Here is a 15,842-nt window from a genome sequence, read left to right as displayed (position 1 = left end):
CTAACACTCTCTTACAACCGAGAGAAATCATTGAAAAGTGCAAGCCCCATTAACAGCACCAGTAAAATCGAACCAATGCGATAACTAAAGTCTTGAACTCGCTCGGATACCGGCCCGCCTTTTAGCTTCTCTATCGCTAAAAACAGCAGATGGCCCCCGTCTAAAACGGGAAGTGGGAACAGGTTGATTATCCCGAGGTTCACGCTAATGAGCGCAAGAAACATCAGATAGTAAATCACCCCGAACTCTGCTGACATCCCAGCCCCCTGAGCGATCGAGATCGGCCCACTGAGGTTGTTCAGTTTTACATCACCGGTAATCAATTTCCCCAGCATCTGCACGGTCAGCTTCATCAATTGCCATGTTTTATCCGTGGCTTCAAGGATGGCGCTGAACGGCCCATACTGGCGTATTGTCTTGTACTCATCAGGCAGCGGGATCACTTTAGGCACCACGCCTGCGAACCCTTCAGCCTTTCCGCCGCCCGGCTTGGTATCCGGAATCAACGTTAAGGAGAGCGGACTCCCCTGCCTTTCTATCTCCAGCGCCAGCGGCGTTCCTGGATTATCACGCACCAGAGTAACAAAGGTCATCCATTGCGTTAAAGGCTGACCATCGACTTTAACGATCCTGTCGCCAGCTTGCAAACCTGCTTTACGCGCTGCTGAATCAGCCTGGACTTCAGCCAGTACCGGTTCAATCTGCGCGCTGCGCGGCCGGATACCTAATGCCGCAACAGGATCTTCCTTGTCCGGCTCAAAGGTCCAGTGGCGCAAATCCAGAATTTTATTCTGACGTTGCTCTGAACCGAAAGATGACACGCTGACGGTGGTTCTCTCATCGCCAATTTTGGCGACCAGTTGTAACCGAACGGCATCCCAGTCAGGGGTTTCGATGCCATCAATTGCTTTAAGTTCCATCCCCGGATTAATTTGCGCGCTTGCCGCGATGGAGTTGGGTGTAATTTCACCAACAACCGGACGAACGCCAGGGACACCGATAATAAACACCAGCCAGTAAGCAAAGACGGCAAAGATGAAATTTGCAACCGGACCGGCAGCAATGATAGCGGCGCGCTGACCAACAGTTTTGTTGTTGAACGCGTAGTGGCGCATTTCAGGAGCAACCGACTCTACGCGTTCATCCAGCATCTTGACGTAGCCGCCTAAGGGGATGAGGGCAATAACAAATTCTGTGCCGTGGCGATCGGTACGACGCCAGAGCGCTTTACCAAAGCCAATGGAAAAGCGCTCAACACGCACGCCACAGCGCCGAGCAACCCAGAAATGGCCAAATTCATGCACCGTGATAAGTACACCCAGTGCAACAATGAATGCCGCCAGATTCCAGAGAATGCTAAGCATAAAACCTTCCGTTAAATCGTCCCAAACACCAGCAAAAACAGGCAGGCAAACACGGGTACTGCCGCCGTCAGGCTGTCTATGCGATCCAGGATACCACCGTGCCCTGGAATGAGATTGCCACTGTCTTTGATCCCTGCTTCACGCTTAAACATACTCTCGGTCAAATCACCCAGCACGGAAGCCAGCGCTGCGACAATTGAACAGACCAATAATGTTGCCGGTGCGACCTCGAGGTTGGCCCATACGCCGTAACCCCAGGAGATAATCGCCGCCGTAAACAGACCACCGATAAAGCCCTGCCAGGTTTTACCCGGAGAGACTTTCGGGGCCAGCTTATGTTTGCCAAACAGTTTACCAAACATATAGGCGCCAGAGTCAGCCCCCCAGACGAGAATCATGACATAAAGCAGCCATAACGCGCCGCTGTATGGGTTATCGTCATAGTGCCAGGTGCGCAGGGCAAGCATTCCCCAGAAGAAAGGAACGATGGTAAATAGCCCAAAGCAGAGGCGCAGCACTTTCGAGTTACGCCACAGCGAGGCCGAGCCCGGATAGAAGAGCACCAGCAGCAACGCTGCCAGCCACCATCCCAGCGAAAGCCAGAGCGAACCTGCAATGATCGGTTGATGGATATTGTGATGGTACTCTGGCAGCATGAAGAGCATCAGCGCCAGCATCAGGCCGCACAGCACCGCCAGCCATACCCGCTGGGAACGCGAGGTAAAGCCGCTAAGCTGTCCCCATTCCCACGCCGCCAGCATGCAAACGACCAGTGTGACAATCGCAAATCCCACCGGAGGCAGTAAAAACAGCGCCGCGATGACAACAGGTATTAAAACAAACGCAGAAATCAGGCGATACTTCAGCAAAAGCTACCCCCATCAGGCGTTTTCGCCACCAGGCTCGGTACCACCGAAACGACGCTCTCGATTGGCAAAGGCATGCAGCGCACCTTCAAAGTCTTGTTCATCAAAATCGGGCCAAAGAACATCTGTAAAGTAAAGTTCGGCATAGGCAATTTGCCACAGCAAAAAGTTACTGATGCGATGTTCTCCCCCTGTCCTAATTACTAAATCCACGGGTGTCAGTTCACTCATGCAGATTTGCTTGCTCAGCGCCTCTTCATCAATCTGGTCCGGCCTTAAAAGCCCTTCCTGAACCTGTTCAGCCAAATGCCGCACACCCTGGACAATATCCCAACGTCCGCCATAATTCGCAGCGATATTAAGCGTTAAGCCGGTATTTTGCCCGGTCAACGCCTCCGCTTTACGAATGCGTTCCTGCAGACGTGAGTTAAAACGACTGGTATCGCCGATAATACGCAGGCGAACGTTGTGGCGGTGCAGGCTTTTTACTTCGCTGTCTAGCGCCCACACGAACAATTCCATCAACGCGCTAACTTCCTGCGCAGGTCGATTCCAGTTTTCACTGCTGAAAGCATAGAGCGTTAACGCGTCAATGCCGTTATTGGCGGCAAAAGAAACCGCGCGGCGCACAGATTTCGCCCCAGCTTTATGCCCAAAGGCTCGGATCTTCCCTTGTCTTTTCGCCCAGCGGCCATTGCCATCCATGATGATTGCTACATGACGACAGCCATGAGCCGGCAAGTTTTCGCTTATTGGTTGGTTCGCAGACAACATAACGCGTTTTTGGTCCCTGAAAGGATTTAACGGTACTCAGGAATACTGAAGCCTTTACGTAAAAAAGCCGTGTCATACCACGGCTTACCTGACCACAGAACGTCAACTACCCGCAATCAGGTGGCGCAGACTATATCACTGAAGCCCAACGCTAACAAATAGCAAGACCACCTGCGGGTGGATTATCACCAGCTTGCGAGGTGCGTCACCGCTTTTTGCGCCGTGAGCCTCGCTTTCGCGTCGACGGTCAATACGTCATCCACACTTTGCGGTTCGCGTAGATCCATCGCCTCAAGCACAGACAGATTCAGCGCAGCGATATCCGTAAAGCGGATCTGCTTTTCGAGGAAGGCGGCGACAGCGATTTCGTTCGCCGCGTTAAGTGCGGTCGTCGCCGCTTGCCCCTGCTCGAAGGCCTCCATTGCCAGCTTCAGACATGGATAACGCTGATAATCAGGCGCGCTAAACGTCAGCGCACTCAGCTTGCAAAAATCGAGTGGCTTAACGCCTGAGCTTACGCGGTTTGGCCAGGCCATCGTATGGGCGATAGGCGTGCGCATATCAGGTTCACCTAACTGCGCCATCACGCTGCCATCACGATAACGCACCATGGAGTGGATCACCGACTGGGGATGAATCAACACTTCCATCTGCGCTGCCGAGGCGTTAAATAACCAGCGGGCTTCAATATATTCCAGACCTTTATTCATCATGGTGGCCGAATCAACGGAGATTTTACGCCCCATCGACCAGTTCGGATGACGGCATGCCTGATCCGGAGTCATTGAGACCAGTTCAGACAGCGGCGTGTCACGGAACGGGCCACCAGACCCGGTAAGCAGGATAGAAGAGACGCCATTCTGCTCGAGATCAGCGTACCCCAGGTTCTCCTGAAAGGGTTGCGGTAAACTCTGAAAAATCGCGTTATGTTCGCTATCTACCGGCAAAAGGCGCGCGCCATTGCGCTTCACGGCGTCCATAAACAGGCGGCCACAGGTTACCAACGACTCTTTATTGGCCAGCAAAACGGATTTTCCGGCATCGATCGCGGCCAGCGTAGGCAGTAACCCCGCCGCGCCGACGATAGCGGCCATGACCTGGTCGACGTCGTCCAGCGCGGCCATTTCACAGGCGGCCTCTGGCCCGCTCAGCACCTCGGTACGGCTGCCCTTCTCCGCCAGCAACGCCTTAACCTGCCGGGCGCTCGCTTCATCATCCATCACCGCGTAGCGCGGGGTGAACTCCAGACACTGTTCCACCATACGATGAACGTTTTTGCCTGCGACAAGGGCGGCCACCGCGTAGTGGTCTGGATTATGGCGAACAACATCGAGAGTGCTGCAACCAATTGAGCCGGTCGAGCCAAGGAGTGTTAATTGCTTCATGAGATGCCCGGAAAAGTGAACCAGAAAAGCAAAACGCCGCCAGCAAAGCCCAAAGGCCTTCTGTACGGCGTTTTATCAGATTACGACAGAAATCAGAACTGCATCAGTTCTGCTTCTTTTTCTGCCAGCGCCGCGTCAATTTTCTTGATAGCGGCGTCGGTCAGTTTCTGAACGTCGTCCTGGGAACGGCGATCGTCGTCTTCGCTGATCTCTTTCTCTTTCAGCAGCGCCTTCACTTTATCGTTCGCGTCACGGCGAACGTTACGTACGGAAACACGGCCCTGCTCGGCTTCGCCACGTACCACTTTGATCAGGTCTTTACGACGCTCTTCGGTCAGCGGTGGCAGTGGAACGCGAATGTCTGTACCGGCTGAGCTTGGGTTCAGACCCAGATCGGAGGCCATGATCGCTTTCTCAACGGCCGGGCCCATAGAGCGGTCAAAGACGTTGATTTTCAGCGTACGGGTATCTTCGACCGTCACGTTAGCCAGCTGACGCAGTGGAGTCGGCGTGCCGTAGTATTCCACCACGATGCCGTCCAGCAGGCTTGGGGAAGCACGGCCTGTACGAATTTTGCTGATTTGGTTTTTGAACGCTTCGACGCATTTATCCATGCGTACTTCAGCATCTTTTCTGATGTCGTTAATCACGTTACGAATCCTTGAAAACTTGTCTCAGGCAGACTATCCGCCAGCACCACCGTTAATGATGTGCTAAGTATAGTCCCGTTTAATTCATGACAACGCCCGGGGCGTGTCCAGGTAAGAAACCCATAGAAAGTAGAGCGGAATCTTACCTGTATTTATCGTCGACGGAAATTATTCCGTGATCAAAGTGCCTTCTTTTTCGCCCATTACAACGCGACGCAGCGCGCCAGGCTTATTCATGTTGAAGACACGAATCGGCAATTTGTGGTCGCGAGCCAGCGTGAAGGCGGCAAGATCCATCACTTTCAGCTCTTTATCCAGTACTTCGCTATAGGTCAGCTGATCGTACATGGTCGCCGCAGGATCTTTTGCCGGATCGGCAGTAAACACGCCATCCACTTTAGTGGCTTTCAGCACCACATCGGCTTCGATTTCGATACCGCGCAGGCAGGCTGCGGAATCGGTCGTAAAGAACGGGTTACCCGTACCGGCGGAGAGGATCACCACGCGGTTATTGCGCAGCAGGCTGATCGCTTCGGCCCAGCTGTAGTTATCACAGACGCCATTCAAAGGAATAGCGGACATCAGGCGCGCATTCACATAGGCACGATGCAGGGCATCACGCATTGCCAGGCCATTCATGACCGTTGCCAGCATACCCATGTGATCGCCCACAACGCGGTTCATGCCAGCTTTTGCCAGCCCTGCACCACGGAAAAGGTTACCACCGCCAATGACTACGCCAACCTGGATGCCCAGTTCAACCAGTTCTTTGATCTCCTGCGCCATGCGGTCAAGGATGCTTGCGTCAATACCGAAGCCTTCCGACCCCTGCAGCGCTTCGCCACTCAGCTTAAGCAGAATACGTTTGTAAACAGGTTTTGCATTGGTAGCCATATTTCTTTCCTGGGACTGTCAACGATTAAGATGAGGTTAATTCTGGCGACATGATATATCGCATCTCAACACAGACTCTATAGGCGTCTGGCTGAATTACACTGCCGTACACAAAAAGAAGCCGCCCTCAGGCGGCTTCTTTTCGCTGATTAAGACTGCTTGGACATTGCAGCAACTTCTGCTGCGAAGTCAGTCTCAACTTTCTCGATGCCTTCGCCCACTTCGAAGCGGATGAAGCCAGTTACGTCAGCGTTGTGCTCTTTCAGCAGCTGCGCAACAGATTTGCTTGGATCCATAACGAATGGCTGACCAGTCAGAGAAACTTCGCCGGTGAATTTCTTCATGCGGCCTTCAACCATTTTCTCTGCGATCTCTTTTGGCTTGCCAGACTGCATGGCGATGTCCAGCTGAACCTGGTACTCTTTTTCTACCACTTCAGCAGAGACGTCTTCTGGCTTAACGAATTCTGGCTTGCTTGCAGCAACGTGCATTGCCAGCTGTTTAACCAGCTCTTCGTCAGCGCCTTTAGCCGCAACCAGAACACCGATACGTGCACCGTGCTGGTAGCTGTTCAGAACGTCACCTTCGAGGATAGCAACACGGCGGATGTTGATGTTCTCACCGATTTTCGCTACCAGCGCAACGCGCTCTTCTTCGAACTGTGCTTTCAGGACTTCAACATCAGTCACTTTACCTGCAACAGCTGCGTCCAGTACTTTGTCAGCGAATGCCTGGAAACCACCATCTTTAGCAACGAAGTCAGTCTGGCAGTTAACTTCCAGAATCACGCCGAAGTTGCCTTCGATTTTGGTTTTGATCACGCCGTCAGCAGCAACGTTGCCTGCTTTCTTAGCTGCTTTGATCGCACCGGATTTACGCATGTTTTCGATAGCCAGCTCGATGTCGCCGTTAGCTTCAACCAGCGCTTTCTTACACTCCATCATGCCTGCGCTAGTACGTTCACGCAGCTCTTTTACCAGGGATGCGGTAATTTCAGCCATTCTAAAATCCTCGGGAGATGTGAACTGCCCGGCCTGCGGCCAAACAGTATAAATTGAAAAAAGGGGCCGGTAATGGGCCCCTATTCATACACGGTACTAATAAGGGGTAGAACCTTATTATTCAGCTTCTACGAAGCTTTCTTCCGCCTGAGAAGCCAGATCCTGGGAACGGCCTTCACGAACGGTAGTAGCTACAGCGCTCAGGTACAGGCTAACAGCACGGATTGCATCGTCGTTACCCGGGATAACGAAGTCAACACCGTCCGGATCGGAGTTGGTATCAACGATTGCGAATACTGGGATACCCAGGTTGTTAGCTTCTTTGATTGCGATGTGCTCGTGGTCAGCATCGATAACGAACAGTGCGTCCGGCAGGCCGCCCATGTCTTTGATACCGCCCAGGCTGTTTTCCAGCTTGTCCAGCTCACGAGTGCGCATCAGCGCTTCTTTTTTGGTCAGCTTTTCGAAAGTACCGTCCTGAGACTGGGTTTCCAGATCTTTCAGGCGCTTGATGGACTGACGAACGGTTTTCCAGTTAGTCAGCATACCGCCCAGCCAGCGATGGTTCACGAAGAACTGGTCGCAGCTGTTAGCAGCTTCTTTCACAGCTTCGCTTGCAGCGCGCTTAGTACCAACGAACAGAATCTTACCTTTACGGGAAGAGATCTTGTTCAGCTCAGCCAGGGCTTCGTTGAACATTGGTACAGTTTTCTCAAGGTTGATGATGTGAACTTTGTTACGTGCGCCGAAGATGAAAGGCTTCATTTTCGGGTTCCAGTAACGGGTCTGGTGACCGAAGTGAACACCAGCCTTGAGCATGTCGCGCATGGAAACAGTTGCCATGTTTTAAAACCTCTATTTAAAAGTTGGGGTTATGCCTCCACGTATCCCATATTACCGACCCCAAAGGGCACCCCGGAATATGTGCCGATACGTGTGTGTTGTTACACAAAGTGAGATTTGTCGCTCCCGTCCATCCTGTGTATCTGAAATGGATCGGAAGTCCGGCGCGCTTTATATCACAAATCGCTACCCGAAACCAACAATTGTTGGCGGTGTGTGCGGTAAAGGAATCTCAGTTTGGCAGCATGTGCGCCTGACTGTTACCATTGACAACACTTAGACTAGTATTGTCGAAAAAAACGACACCGATGGACAGATTACATGGCTATCTCTATTAAGACACCTGAAGAAATTGAAAAGATGCGCGTCGCCGGTCGTCTGGCCGCTGAAGTGCTGGAAATGATCGAGCCGTTCGTTAAGCCGGGCGTTAGCACAGGCGAACTGGATCGCATCTGTAACGACTATATCGTGAACGAGCAGCATGCGGTCTCCGCCTGCCTCGGCTATCACGGCTTCCCGAAATCCGTCTGCATCTCTATTAATGAAGTGGTGTGCCACGGCATTCCGGATGACGAAAAACTGCTGAAAGATGGCGACATCGTTAACATCGACGTGACCGTCATTAAAGATGACTACCACGGTGACACCTCTAAGATGTTCATCGTCGGCAAACCAACCATTCTGGGTGAGCGCCTGTGCAAGGTGACCCAGGAGAGCCTTTATCTGGCGCTGAAGATGGTTAAGCCGGGCATTCGCCTGCGTACTCTCGGTGCGGCGATTCAGAAATTCGTTGAAGCCCAGGGTTTCTCTGTGGTGCGCGAATACTGCGGTCACGGTATTGGCCGGGTCTTCCACGAAGAGCCGCAGGTTCTGCACTATGATGCTGATGACGGCGGCGTGGTGCTGCAGGCGGGCATGACCTTCACCATCGAGCCGATGGTCAACTCCGGCGATTACCGCATCCGTACCATGAAGGATGGCTGGACGGTTAAAACCAAAGACCGGAGCTTGTCTGCCCAGTACGAGCATACTATTGTGGTGACAGACAACGGCTGCGAAATTCTGACGTTACGCAAGGATGACACCATCCCGGCGATACTCTCGCAAGACGCATGATAAGAAGCCGGCAAATGCCGGCTTTTTTAATGGCTATCGTTTTTTCTTATGGGTGGCGCGCAATGAGTAACCTTTTACCCGAACAGTATGCCAATACGGCACTCCCCACCCTTCCTGGTCAGCCGGATAACCCCGGCGTATGGCCCACGGCCGAGCTGACGTGCGCGGGTATTAAAGCGCATATCGACACTTTCCAGCGCTGGCTGGGCGAGGCCTTTGACAGCGGGATCTCCGCCGAAGCGCTGATTGAGGCGCGCACGGAATTTATCGATCAGCTTCTGCAGCGTTTGTGGATTGATTACGGTTTTGGCCAGTTGGCCGACGTCGCGCTGGTGGCCGTTGGCGGCTATGGTCGTGGCGAGCTGCACCCGCTGTCGGATATCGATCTGCTGATCCTGAGCCGCAAAAAGCTGCCTGACGAGCAGGCGCAAAAAGTGGGCGAACTGTTGACCCTGCTGTGGGACGTCAAGCTGGAAGTCGGCCACAGCGTACGTACCCTGGAAGAGTGTCTGCTGGAGGGGTTATCCGATCTCACCGTCGCCACCAACCTGATTGAATCGCGTCTGCTGATTGGCGACGTGGCGCTGTTTCTTGAGCTGCAAAAACATATTTTCAGCGAGGGGTTCTGGCCATCGGAGAAGTTCTTCGCCGCCAAAGTCGATGAACAGCAGGTGCGCCACCAGCGCTACCACGGTACCAGCTACAACCTGGAGCCGGACATCAAAAGCAGCCCCGGCGGCCTGCGCGATATTCATACCCTGCAGTGGGTGGCCCGTCGCCATTTCGGCGCCACTTCGCTCGATGAGATGGTCGGTTTTGGTTTTCTCACCGAAGCGGAGCGTAACGAGCTAAATGAGTGCCTGCACCTGCTGTGGCGCATCCGTTTTGCCCTGCATCTCGAAGTGACCCGCTACGACAACCGCCTGCTGTTCGATCGTCAGTTAAGCGTCGCCCAGCGCCTGCACTACAGCGGCGAAGGCAACGAGCCGGTCGAGCAGATGATGAAAGATTTCTTCCGCGTTACCCGTCGCGTGGGGGAGCTTAATCAGATGCTATTGCAGCTGTTTGATGAGGCGATCCTCGCCCTGACCGCCGATGAAAAACCGCGTCCGATCGACGATGAGTTTCAGCTGCGGGGCACGCTGATCGACCTGCGTGACGAGACGCTGTTCATCCGCAAGCCGGAAGCGATCCTGCGGATGTTTTACGCCATGGTGCGTAACAGCACCATCACCGGGATCTACTCCACCACCCTGCGCCATCTGCGCCATGCCCGCCGCCATCTCACTCAGCCGCTGTGCTACATTCCGGAAGCGCGGTCGCTTTTTCTGAGCATGTTGCGTCATCCGGGTGCGGTAAGCCGCGGGCTGTTGCCAATGCACCGTCACAGCGTGCTCTGGGCCTATATGCCGCAGTGGTCGCATATCGTCGGCCAGATGCAGTTTGACCTGTTCCATGCCTATACCGTTGATGAACACACCATCCGCGTGATGCTGAAGCTGGAGAGCTTCGCCCAGGAGGAGGTGCGCAGCCGTCACCCACTCTGCGTTGAACTCTGGCCTCGTCTCACCAACCCGGAGCTGATCCTGATTGCCGCCCTGTTCCACGATATCGCCAAAGGGCGCGGCGGCGACCACTCGATCCTGGGTGCGGAGGACGTGCTGAAATTCGCCGAACTACACGGGCTCAATTCGCGCGAAACCCAGCTGGTCGCCTGGCTGGTCCGCCATCATCTGCTGATGTCGGTCACCGCCCAGCGGCGCGATATTCAGGATCCTGAGGTAATCAAACAGTTTGCCGAAGAGGTACAGACGGAAAATCGCCTGCGCTTCCTGGTCTGCCTGACGGTAGCCGATATTTGCGCCACCAACGAGACGCTGTGGAACAGCTGGAAGCAGAGCCTGCTGCGCGAGCTCTATTTCGCCACCGAGAAACAGCTGCGTCGCGGCATGCAGAGCACCCCGGACATGCGCGAACGCGTGCGCCATCATCAGATGCAGGCTCTGGCGCTGCTGCGGATGGAGAATATTAATGAAGAGGCGCTGCATCAGATTTGGGCCCGCTGCCGCGCCAACTATTTTGTGCGCCACAGCCCAAACCAGCTGGCCTGGCATGCGCGCCATCTGTTGCAGCACGATCTGACGAAACCGCTGATCCTGCTGAGCCCGCAGGCGACCCGTGGGGGAACAGAGATCTTCATCTGGAGCCCCGACCGCCCTTACCTGTTCGCCGCCGTCTGTGCGGAACTCGACAGACGTAACCTCAGCGTGCATGACGCGCAGATTTTCACCACCCGCGACGGCATGGCGATGGATACCTTTATTGTGCTGGAGCCGGACGGCAGTCCGCTGTCGGCAGATCGTCACGAGCCGATCCGCTTCGGGCTGGAGCAGGCGATCACCCAGCGCAGCTGGCAGCCGCCGCAGCCCCGTCGGCAACCGGCAAAACTGCGCCACTTTACCGTCGATACCGAGGTCAATTTCCTGCCCACCCATACCGACCGGAAATCGTTTCTCGAGCTGATCGCCCTCGACCAGCCGGGGCTGCTGGCCCGGGTCGGGCAGGTTTTTGCGGATCTGGGAATTTCGCTGCATGGCGCCAGAATTACAACCATTGGCGAGCGAGTAGAAGATTTATTTATAATCGCCACCGCCGACCGTCGTGGGCTTAATAATGCCCTGCAACAGGAAGTGCAACAACGGTTGACAGCAGCCCTCAATCCAAACGATAAAGGGTGATGTTTTTTTTTACCTGGAAAGAGTTGAACTATGCAGCAGTTACAGAACGTTATTGAGTCCGCTTTTGAGCGTCGCGCCGAAATTACTCCGGCAAATGTGGATACCGTGACCCGCGAGGCGGTTAATCAGGTTATTTCTCTGCTTGATTCCGGCGCGCTGCGTGTAGCCGAAAAGATCGACGGTCAGTGGGTCACTCACCAGTGGCTGAAGAAAGCGGTACTGCTCTCTTTCCGTATTAACGATAACCAGGTTATCGACGGTGCGGAAAGCCGCTACTTCGATAAAGTCCCGATGAAATTCGCCGATTACGACGAAGCGCGTTTCCAGAAAGAAGGCTTCCGCGTGGTGCCACCAGCAGCCGTTCGTCAGGGTGCATTCATTGCCCGCAACACCGTGTTGATGCCTTCTTACGTTAACATCGGTGCTTACGTTGACGAAGGTACCATGGTAGATACCTGGGCGACCGTTGGCTCCTGTGCGCAGATCGGTAAAAACGTTCACCTCTCTGGCGGCGTGGGTATCGGTGGGGTTCTTGAGCCGCTGCAGGCTAATCCGACCATTATCGAAGACAACTGCTTCATCGGCGCACGCTCCGAAGTGGTTGAAGGCGTGATCGTAGAAGAAGGTTCCGTGATCTCCATGGGCGTCTACATCGGCCAGAGCACCCGTATTTACGATCGTGAAACCGGTGAAGTGCATTACGGTCGCGTTCCGGCGGGCTCCGTGGTGGTATCCGGCAACCTGCCTTCTAAAGATGGCAAATACAGCCTGTACTGTGCGGTGATCGTTAAAAAAGTCGATGCGAAAACTCGCGGCAAAGTTGGTATCAACGAACTACTGCGCACCATCGATTAATCGGGTATAACAAAAAGCGGGGGCGACCCCGCTTTTTTTATATCTGAGGGTGGCGAAAATAGATTTTTTCGTGAATTATTCATGGGTTATGTTGAGATCAAGGGTACCGCTATGTACGATAATCTGAAAAGTCTGGGCATTACTAATCCTGATGAAATTGACCGTTACAGCCTCCGTCAGGAAGCCAATAACGATATCCTGAAAATCTATTTTCACAAGGATAAGGGCGAGTTCTTCGCCAAAAGTGTAAAGTTCAAGTACCCGCGCCAGCGTAAAACTGTCGTTGCCGATGGCATCGGCCAGGGTTACAAAGAGGTGCAGGAGATCAGCCCAAATCTGCGCTATGTGATCGATGAACTGGATCAGATTTGCCAGCGCGATCGCACTGAAGTGGATCTGAAGCGTAAGATCCTGGATGACCTGCGTCATCTGGAAAGCGTGGTTGCCCACAAGATCACGGAAATCGAAGCGGATCTTGAGAAGCTGACCCGTAACAAATAAGCCGTTCCTGTGTGCCGGGTGGCGGCTTCGCCTTACCCGGCCTACTCCCGGGTTTTGTAGGCCCGGTAAGCGCAACGCCACCGGGCAAAAATTACCGCTGCTCGTCCAACTGCAAGGCCACATACAGCAACAGACGGTCGTCAAAATTCCCCAGATCCAGCCCCGTTAACTCCGATATCCGGTTCAGGCGGTACTCCAGCGTATTACGATGAATAAAGAGCGCTTTTGAGGTCGCCAGTGGCTGTACGTTATGACGGAACCATGCCTGTAAGGTGCGCCGCAGCAGGCCGTTGTTATCCATCGCTTTCAGACGCACCAGCGGACGCGCCAGTTCGTTGGCCTGCCAGCCGCCGCGCAGGCTGTCGAGGAGCACCGGCAACATCAAATCCTGGTAAAAATAGCTGCGGCTTTCCGGCATACGCTGCTTGCCGACCATCATCGTGGTTCGGGCCGTGCGCCAGGAGCGGGCGATGCTTCCCGGACCGGTAAAATAGTTACCTAATGCCACACGAAAACGCAGCTGCCCGTTCTCTTTCATCCGCGCAATCAGCTGCTCCACGCGGCGACGATGATCTTCTGCATCCCAGCGGCCAAACTGGTTTAACGCCGGTTTCAGCACCACCATTTCCGTTAACGAGACGATCGCCACCAGGTTATTGCGCTCCGGCGTGGCCAGCGCGTTCTGCAGCTGTTGCAGCTCCACCATGGCGCTATCGACGCCCAGCTGCCCGCTATCGACCTCAATGACCGCTACAACGCGGGGCTGGTTAAGGTCGATACCCAGGCGTTGAGCCCACTCCGTTAATGCCGGGGTATGCTCTTCCGCCTGGATCAGGTTCATGACCAGCTCTTCACGCAGGCGGCTGTCCTGCGCCAGCAGGTGCATCAGGCGGGATTGCTCCAGCATCATCTCCGCCGTCATACAGACCAGCTCGCCATATTTGCGCAAAGATTCCGGCTCACCGGTCAGCCCGATAACCCCGACAATTTCGCCCTCAAGGCGCAGCGGCAGGTTGATCCCCTGCCGCACACCGTGCAGATGTCGCGCCACCGCGTCATCAATATCCACCACGCGCCCCTGGGAGAGCACCAGCAGTGCACCTTCGTGCAATTCCCCAATACGCTCGCGATCGCCACTGCCGATGATCCGGCCACGTGCGTCCATCACGTTGATATTGGTGTCGATGATGCGCATTGTTCGCGCCACAATATCCTGCGCCATTTTGGTATCAAGATGCCAGCCAGCCATGTCGCCCTCCTCTGAGCAGAGCTCAAGCATAAGGAAGATTAATCAGTGCCGCATTGTGCAAATGCACAAACTCACAGGGAGAAGTATGGACTTGTGGAAGGGTTCACAGAAAGGCAGAAAAAAGCCCCTGTTTCCGTAGGGAAGCAGGGGCTGAACGGATTACTGCATCAGCAGATAGAGAGAGGTGTCGCCACGCTGGATATTCAGCGCCAGTACCGACGGTTTGCTGTCGAGGATTTTGCGCAGTTCAGCGATGTTCTTAACCGGCTGCTGGTTGGCGCCGATAATCACATCCCCTTTCTTCAGGCCGATACGGGCAGCCGGGCTGTTGGCTTTAACGTTGTCCACCGACACGCCTTTATCCTGGCCTTTGTTGCTCATATCCGCACCTTCGATGCCGCTGAAGATGGTGCCGGCATCCACCTGATTCTGGCTGCTCTGCTGCAGTTCCAGGTTCACATTAACCGGTTTACCTTCACGCAGCAGACCCAGGGTCACTTTGCTGCCTACCGGCATGGAGCCCACTTCCGCACGCAGTGCCGCGAAGCTGCTTACCGGTTTGCCGTTCAGGGTGGTGATCACGTCACCGGCCTTGATCCCCGCTTTCGCTGCGGAGGAGTTTGGCATGACCTGGCTGACAAAGGCACCGCGCTGGGCATCAACCTTCATGGCTTTCGCCAGCTCGGAGTTCAGCTCGGTGCCCAGAATACCCAGCTCACCGCGCTTAACCTGACCAAACTCAACCATTTGCGCCGTCAGGTTTTTCACCATGTTACTTGGGATAGCGAAGCCAATGCCGATGTTGCCGCCGTCCGGGGCGAGGATCGCGGTGTTAATCCCGATCAACTCACCGTTCAGGTTGACCAGCGCACCACCGGAGTTACCGCGGTTAATCGCCGCATCCGTCTGGATAAAGTTTTCGTAGTTTTCTGCGTTCAGACCGCTACGGCCAAGGGCAGAAACGATACCAGAGGTGACCGTCTCACCCAGACCGAACGGGTTACCGATAGCCACGGTGTAATCCCCCACGCGCAGCGCGTCAGAGTCGGCGAGCTTAATCGCGGTCAGGTTTTTCGGATCCTGAATCTGAATCAGGGCGATATCAGAGCGAGGATCTTTCCCGACGATTTTGGCGTCGAGCTTACGCCCGTCGCTCAGTTGAACCTTAATGCTGGTGGCGTTATCCACCACGTGGTTGTTGGTGACGACGTAGCCTTTGGCGGCATCGATGATGACACCGGAGCCCAGCGCCATAAACTTCTGCTGCTGGCCGCCGCCGTTACCGCCGCCATCGCCCTGGCAGAATGGAGAGCTCTGGAACGGTGAACCGTCCTGGCAGAACGGCGAGTTATCGCCGAAGAACTGCTGGAAGTTACGTGGCATGCGTGGCGTGTTGACGGTGGTGCTGCCCTCGACATTGATACTGACCACCGATGGCATCACTTTTTCCAGCATCGGCGCCAGGCTTGGCATCTGCTGTGCAGTGGCGGCCGACGATACGGTCTCCGCTGCGCTAGCAGACAGTGGAGACAACGCTAATCCTAAACTCAGAGCCAGTGCACTCATTGCTAAAGTGGTTTTTTTCATGTTTCTTAATCTCGATTTA

General features: G+C 54.6%; 14 protein-coding genes. 4 read left to right on the top strand and 10 right to left on the bottom strand.

Annotation, left to right across the window (positions count from 1 at the left end):
* Positions 1 to 11: 11 nt before the first annotated feature.
* The 8 genes from rseP to rpsB form a co-directional block, all read right to left on the bottom strand.
* Complete coding sequence (gene rseP, locus ACOKCT_RS06545; RefSeq protein ID WP_103178338.1) at positions 12 to 1,364, bottom strand: sigma E protease regulator RseP; 1,353 nt, start codon at positions 1,362 to 1,364, stop codon at positions 12 to 14.
* A gap of 11 nt (positions 1,365 to 1,375) precedes the next feature.
* A complete protein-coding gene (cdsA, locus tag ACOKCT_RS06540; RefSeq protein ID WP_039030306.1) occupies positions 1,376 to 2,233 on the bottom strand; it encodes a phosphatidate cytidylyltransferase in 858 nt (285 codons plus the stop codon).
* Between the two features lie 12 nt (positions 2,234 to 2,245).
* The gene (gene ispU, locus ACOKCT_RS06535; protein WP_103178336.1) at positions 2,246 to 3,004 is read right to left on the bottom strand and encodes a (2E,6E)-farnesyl-diphosphate-specific ditrans,polycis-undecaprenyl-diphosphate synthase; all 759 of its coding nucleotides are present in this window, start codon (positions 3,002 to 3,004) and stop codon (positions 2,246 to 2,248) included.
* 185 nt (positions 3,005 to 3,189) lie between these two features.
* Entirely contained in the window at positions 3,190 to 4,389 is a 1,200-nt protein-coding gene (gene ispC / locus ACOKCT_RS06530) for a 1-deoxy-D-xylulose-5-phosphate reductoisomerase (protein ID WP_103178335.1), read from the bottom strand.
* Positions 4,390 to 4,481: 92 nt separating this feature from the next.
* Positions 4,482 to 5,039, bottom strand: a complete 558-nt coding sequence (frr, locus tag ACOKCT_RS06525) for a ribosome recycling factor (RefSeq protein ID WP_103178334.1) — start codon at positions 5,037 to 5,039, stop codon at positions 4,482 to 4,484.
* Positions 5,040 to 5,207: 168 nt separating this feature from the next.
* The gene (gene pyrH, locus ACOKCT_RS06520) at positions 5,208 to 5,933 is read right to left on the bottom strand and encodes a UMP kinase (RefSeq protein ID WP_032616613.1); all 726 of its coding nucleotides are present in this window, start codon (positions 5,931 to 5,933) and stop codon (positions 5,208 to 5,210) included.
* 149 nt (positions 5,934 to 6,082) lie between these two features.
* Entirely contained in the window at positions 6,083 to 6,934 is an 852-nt protein-coding gene (gene tsf, locus ACOKCT_RS06515) for a translation elongation factor Ts (RefSeq protein WP_103178333.1), read from the bottom strand.
* A gap of 117 nt (positions 6,935 to 7,051) precedes the next feature.
* Positions 7,052 to 7,777, bottom strand: coding sequence for a 30S ribosomal protein S2 (gene rpsB, locus ACOKCT_RS06510; RefSeq protein WP_103178332.1), 726 nt, complete (start codon positions 7,775 to 7,777; stop codon positions 7,052 to 7,054).
* Between the two features lie 321 nt (positions 7,778 to 8,098).
* Between rpsB and map the strand changes: the two genes are divergently transcribed.
* The 4 genes from map (at position 8,099) to ACOKCT_RS06490 (ending at position 12,987) form a co-directional block, all read left to right on the top strand.
* Positions 8,099 to 8,893, top strand: coding sequence for a type I methionyl aminopeptidase (gene map / locus ACOKCT_RS06505; protein WP_103178331.1), 795 nt, complete (start codon positions 8,099 to 8,101; stop codon positions 8,891 to 8,893).
* A 62-nt stretch (positions 8,894 to 8,955) separates the two neighbouring features.
* The gene (gene glnD / locus ACOKCT_RS06500) at positions 8,956 to 11,631 is read left to right on the top strand and encodes a bifunctional uridylyltransferase/uridylyl-removing protein GlnD (protein WP_103181030.1); all 2,676 of its coding nucleotides are present in this window, start codon (positions 8,956 to 8,958) and stop codon (positions 11,629 to 11,631) included.
* A 30-nt stretch (positions 11,632 to 11,661) separates the two neighbouring features.
* A complete protein-coding gene (dapD, locus tag ACOKCT_RS06495) occupies positions 11,662 to 12,486 on the top strand; it encodes a 2,3,4,5-tetrahydropyridine-2,6-dicarboxylate N-succinyltransferase (RefSeq protein WP_008501915.1) in 825 nt (274 codons plus the stop codon).
* A gap of 111 nt (positions 12,487 to 12,597) precedes the next feature.
* Positions 12,598 to 12,987 carry a DUF3461 family protein gene (locus ACOKCT_RS06490; RefSeq protein WP_032616607.1) on the top strand — a complete coding sequence of 130 codons (390 nt, stop codon included), beginning with the start codon at positions 12,598 to 12,600 and terminating at the stop codon, positions 12,985 to 12,987.
* A 91-nt stretch (positions 12,988 to 13,078) separates the two neighbouring features.
* Here ACOKCT_RS06490 and cdaR read toward each other — a convergent pair whose 3' ends face one another.
* Both cdaR and degP read right to left on the bottom strand, forming a co-directional pair.
* Positions 13,079 to 14,236 carry a DNA-binding transcriptional regulator CdaR gene (cdaR, locus tag ACOKCT_RS06485; RefSeq protein ID WP_103178330.1) on the bottom strand — a complete coding sequence of 386 codons (1,158 nt, stop codon included), beginning with the start codon at positions 14,234 to 14,236 and terminating at the stop codon, positions 13,079 to 13,081.
* 159 nt (positions 14,237 to 14,395) lie between these two features.
* Positions 14,396 to 15,823 carry a serine endoprotease DegP gene (gene degP / locus ACOKCT_RS06480; RefSeq protein WP_103178329.1) on the bottom strand — a complete coding sequence of 476 codons (1,428 nt, stop codon included), beginning with the start codon at positions 15,821 to 15,823 and terminating at the stop codon, positions 14,396 to 14,398.
* Between the last annotated feature and the right edge of the window lie 19 nt (positions 15,824 to 15,842).

Source organism: Leclercia sp. M-A074-M (assembly GCF_965195605.1).
In the GTDB taxonomy this organism is placed as follows: domain Bacteria; phylum Pseudomonadota; class Gammaproteobacteria; order Enterobacterales; family Enterobacteriaceae; genus Enterobacter.
Note: the sequence above shows the minus strand (reverse complement) of the source record. Positions and strands in the feature narration are given on the sequence as shown.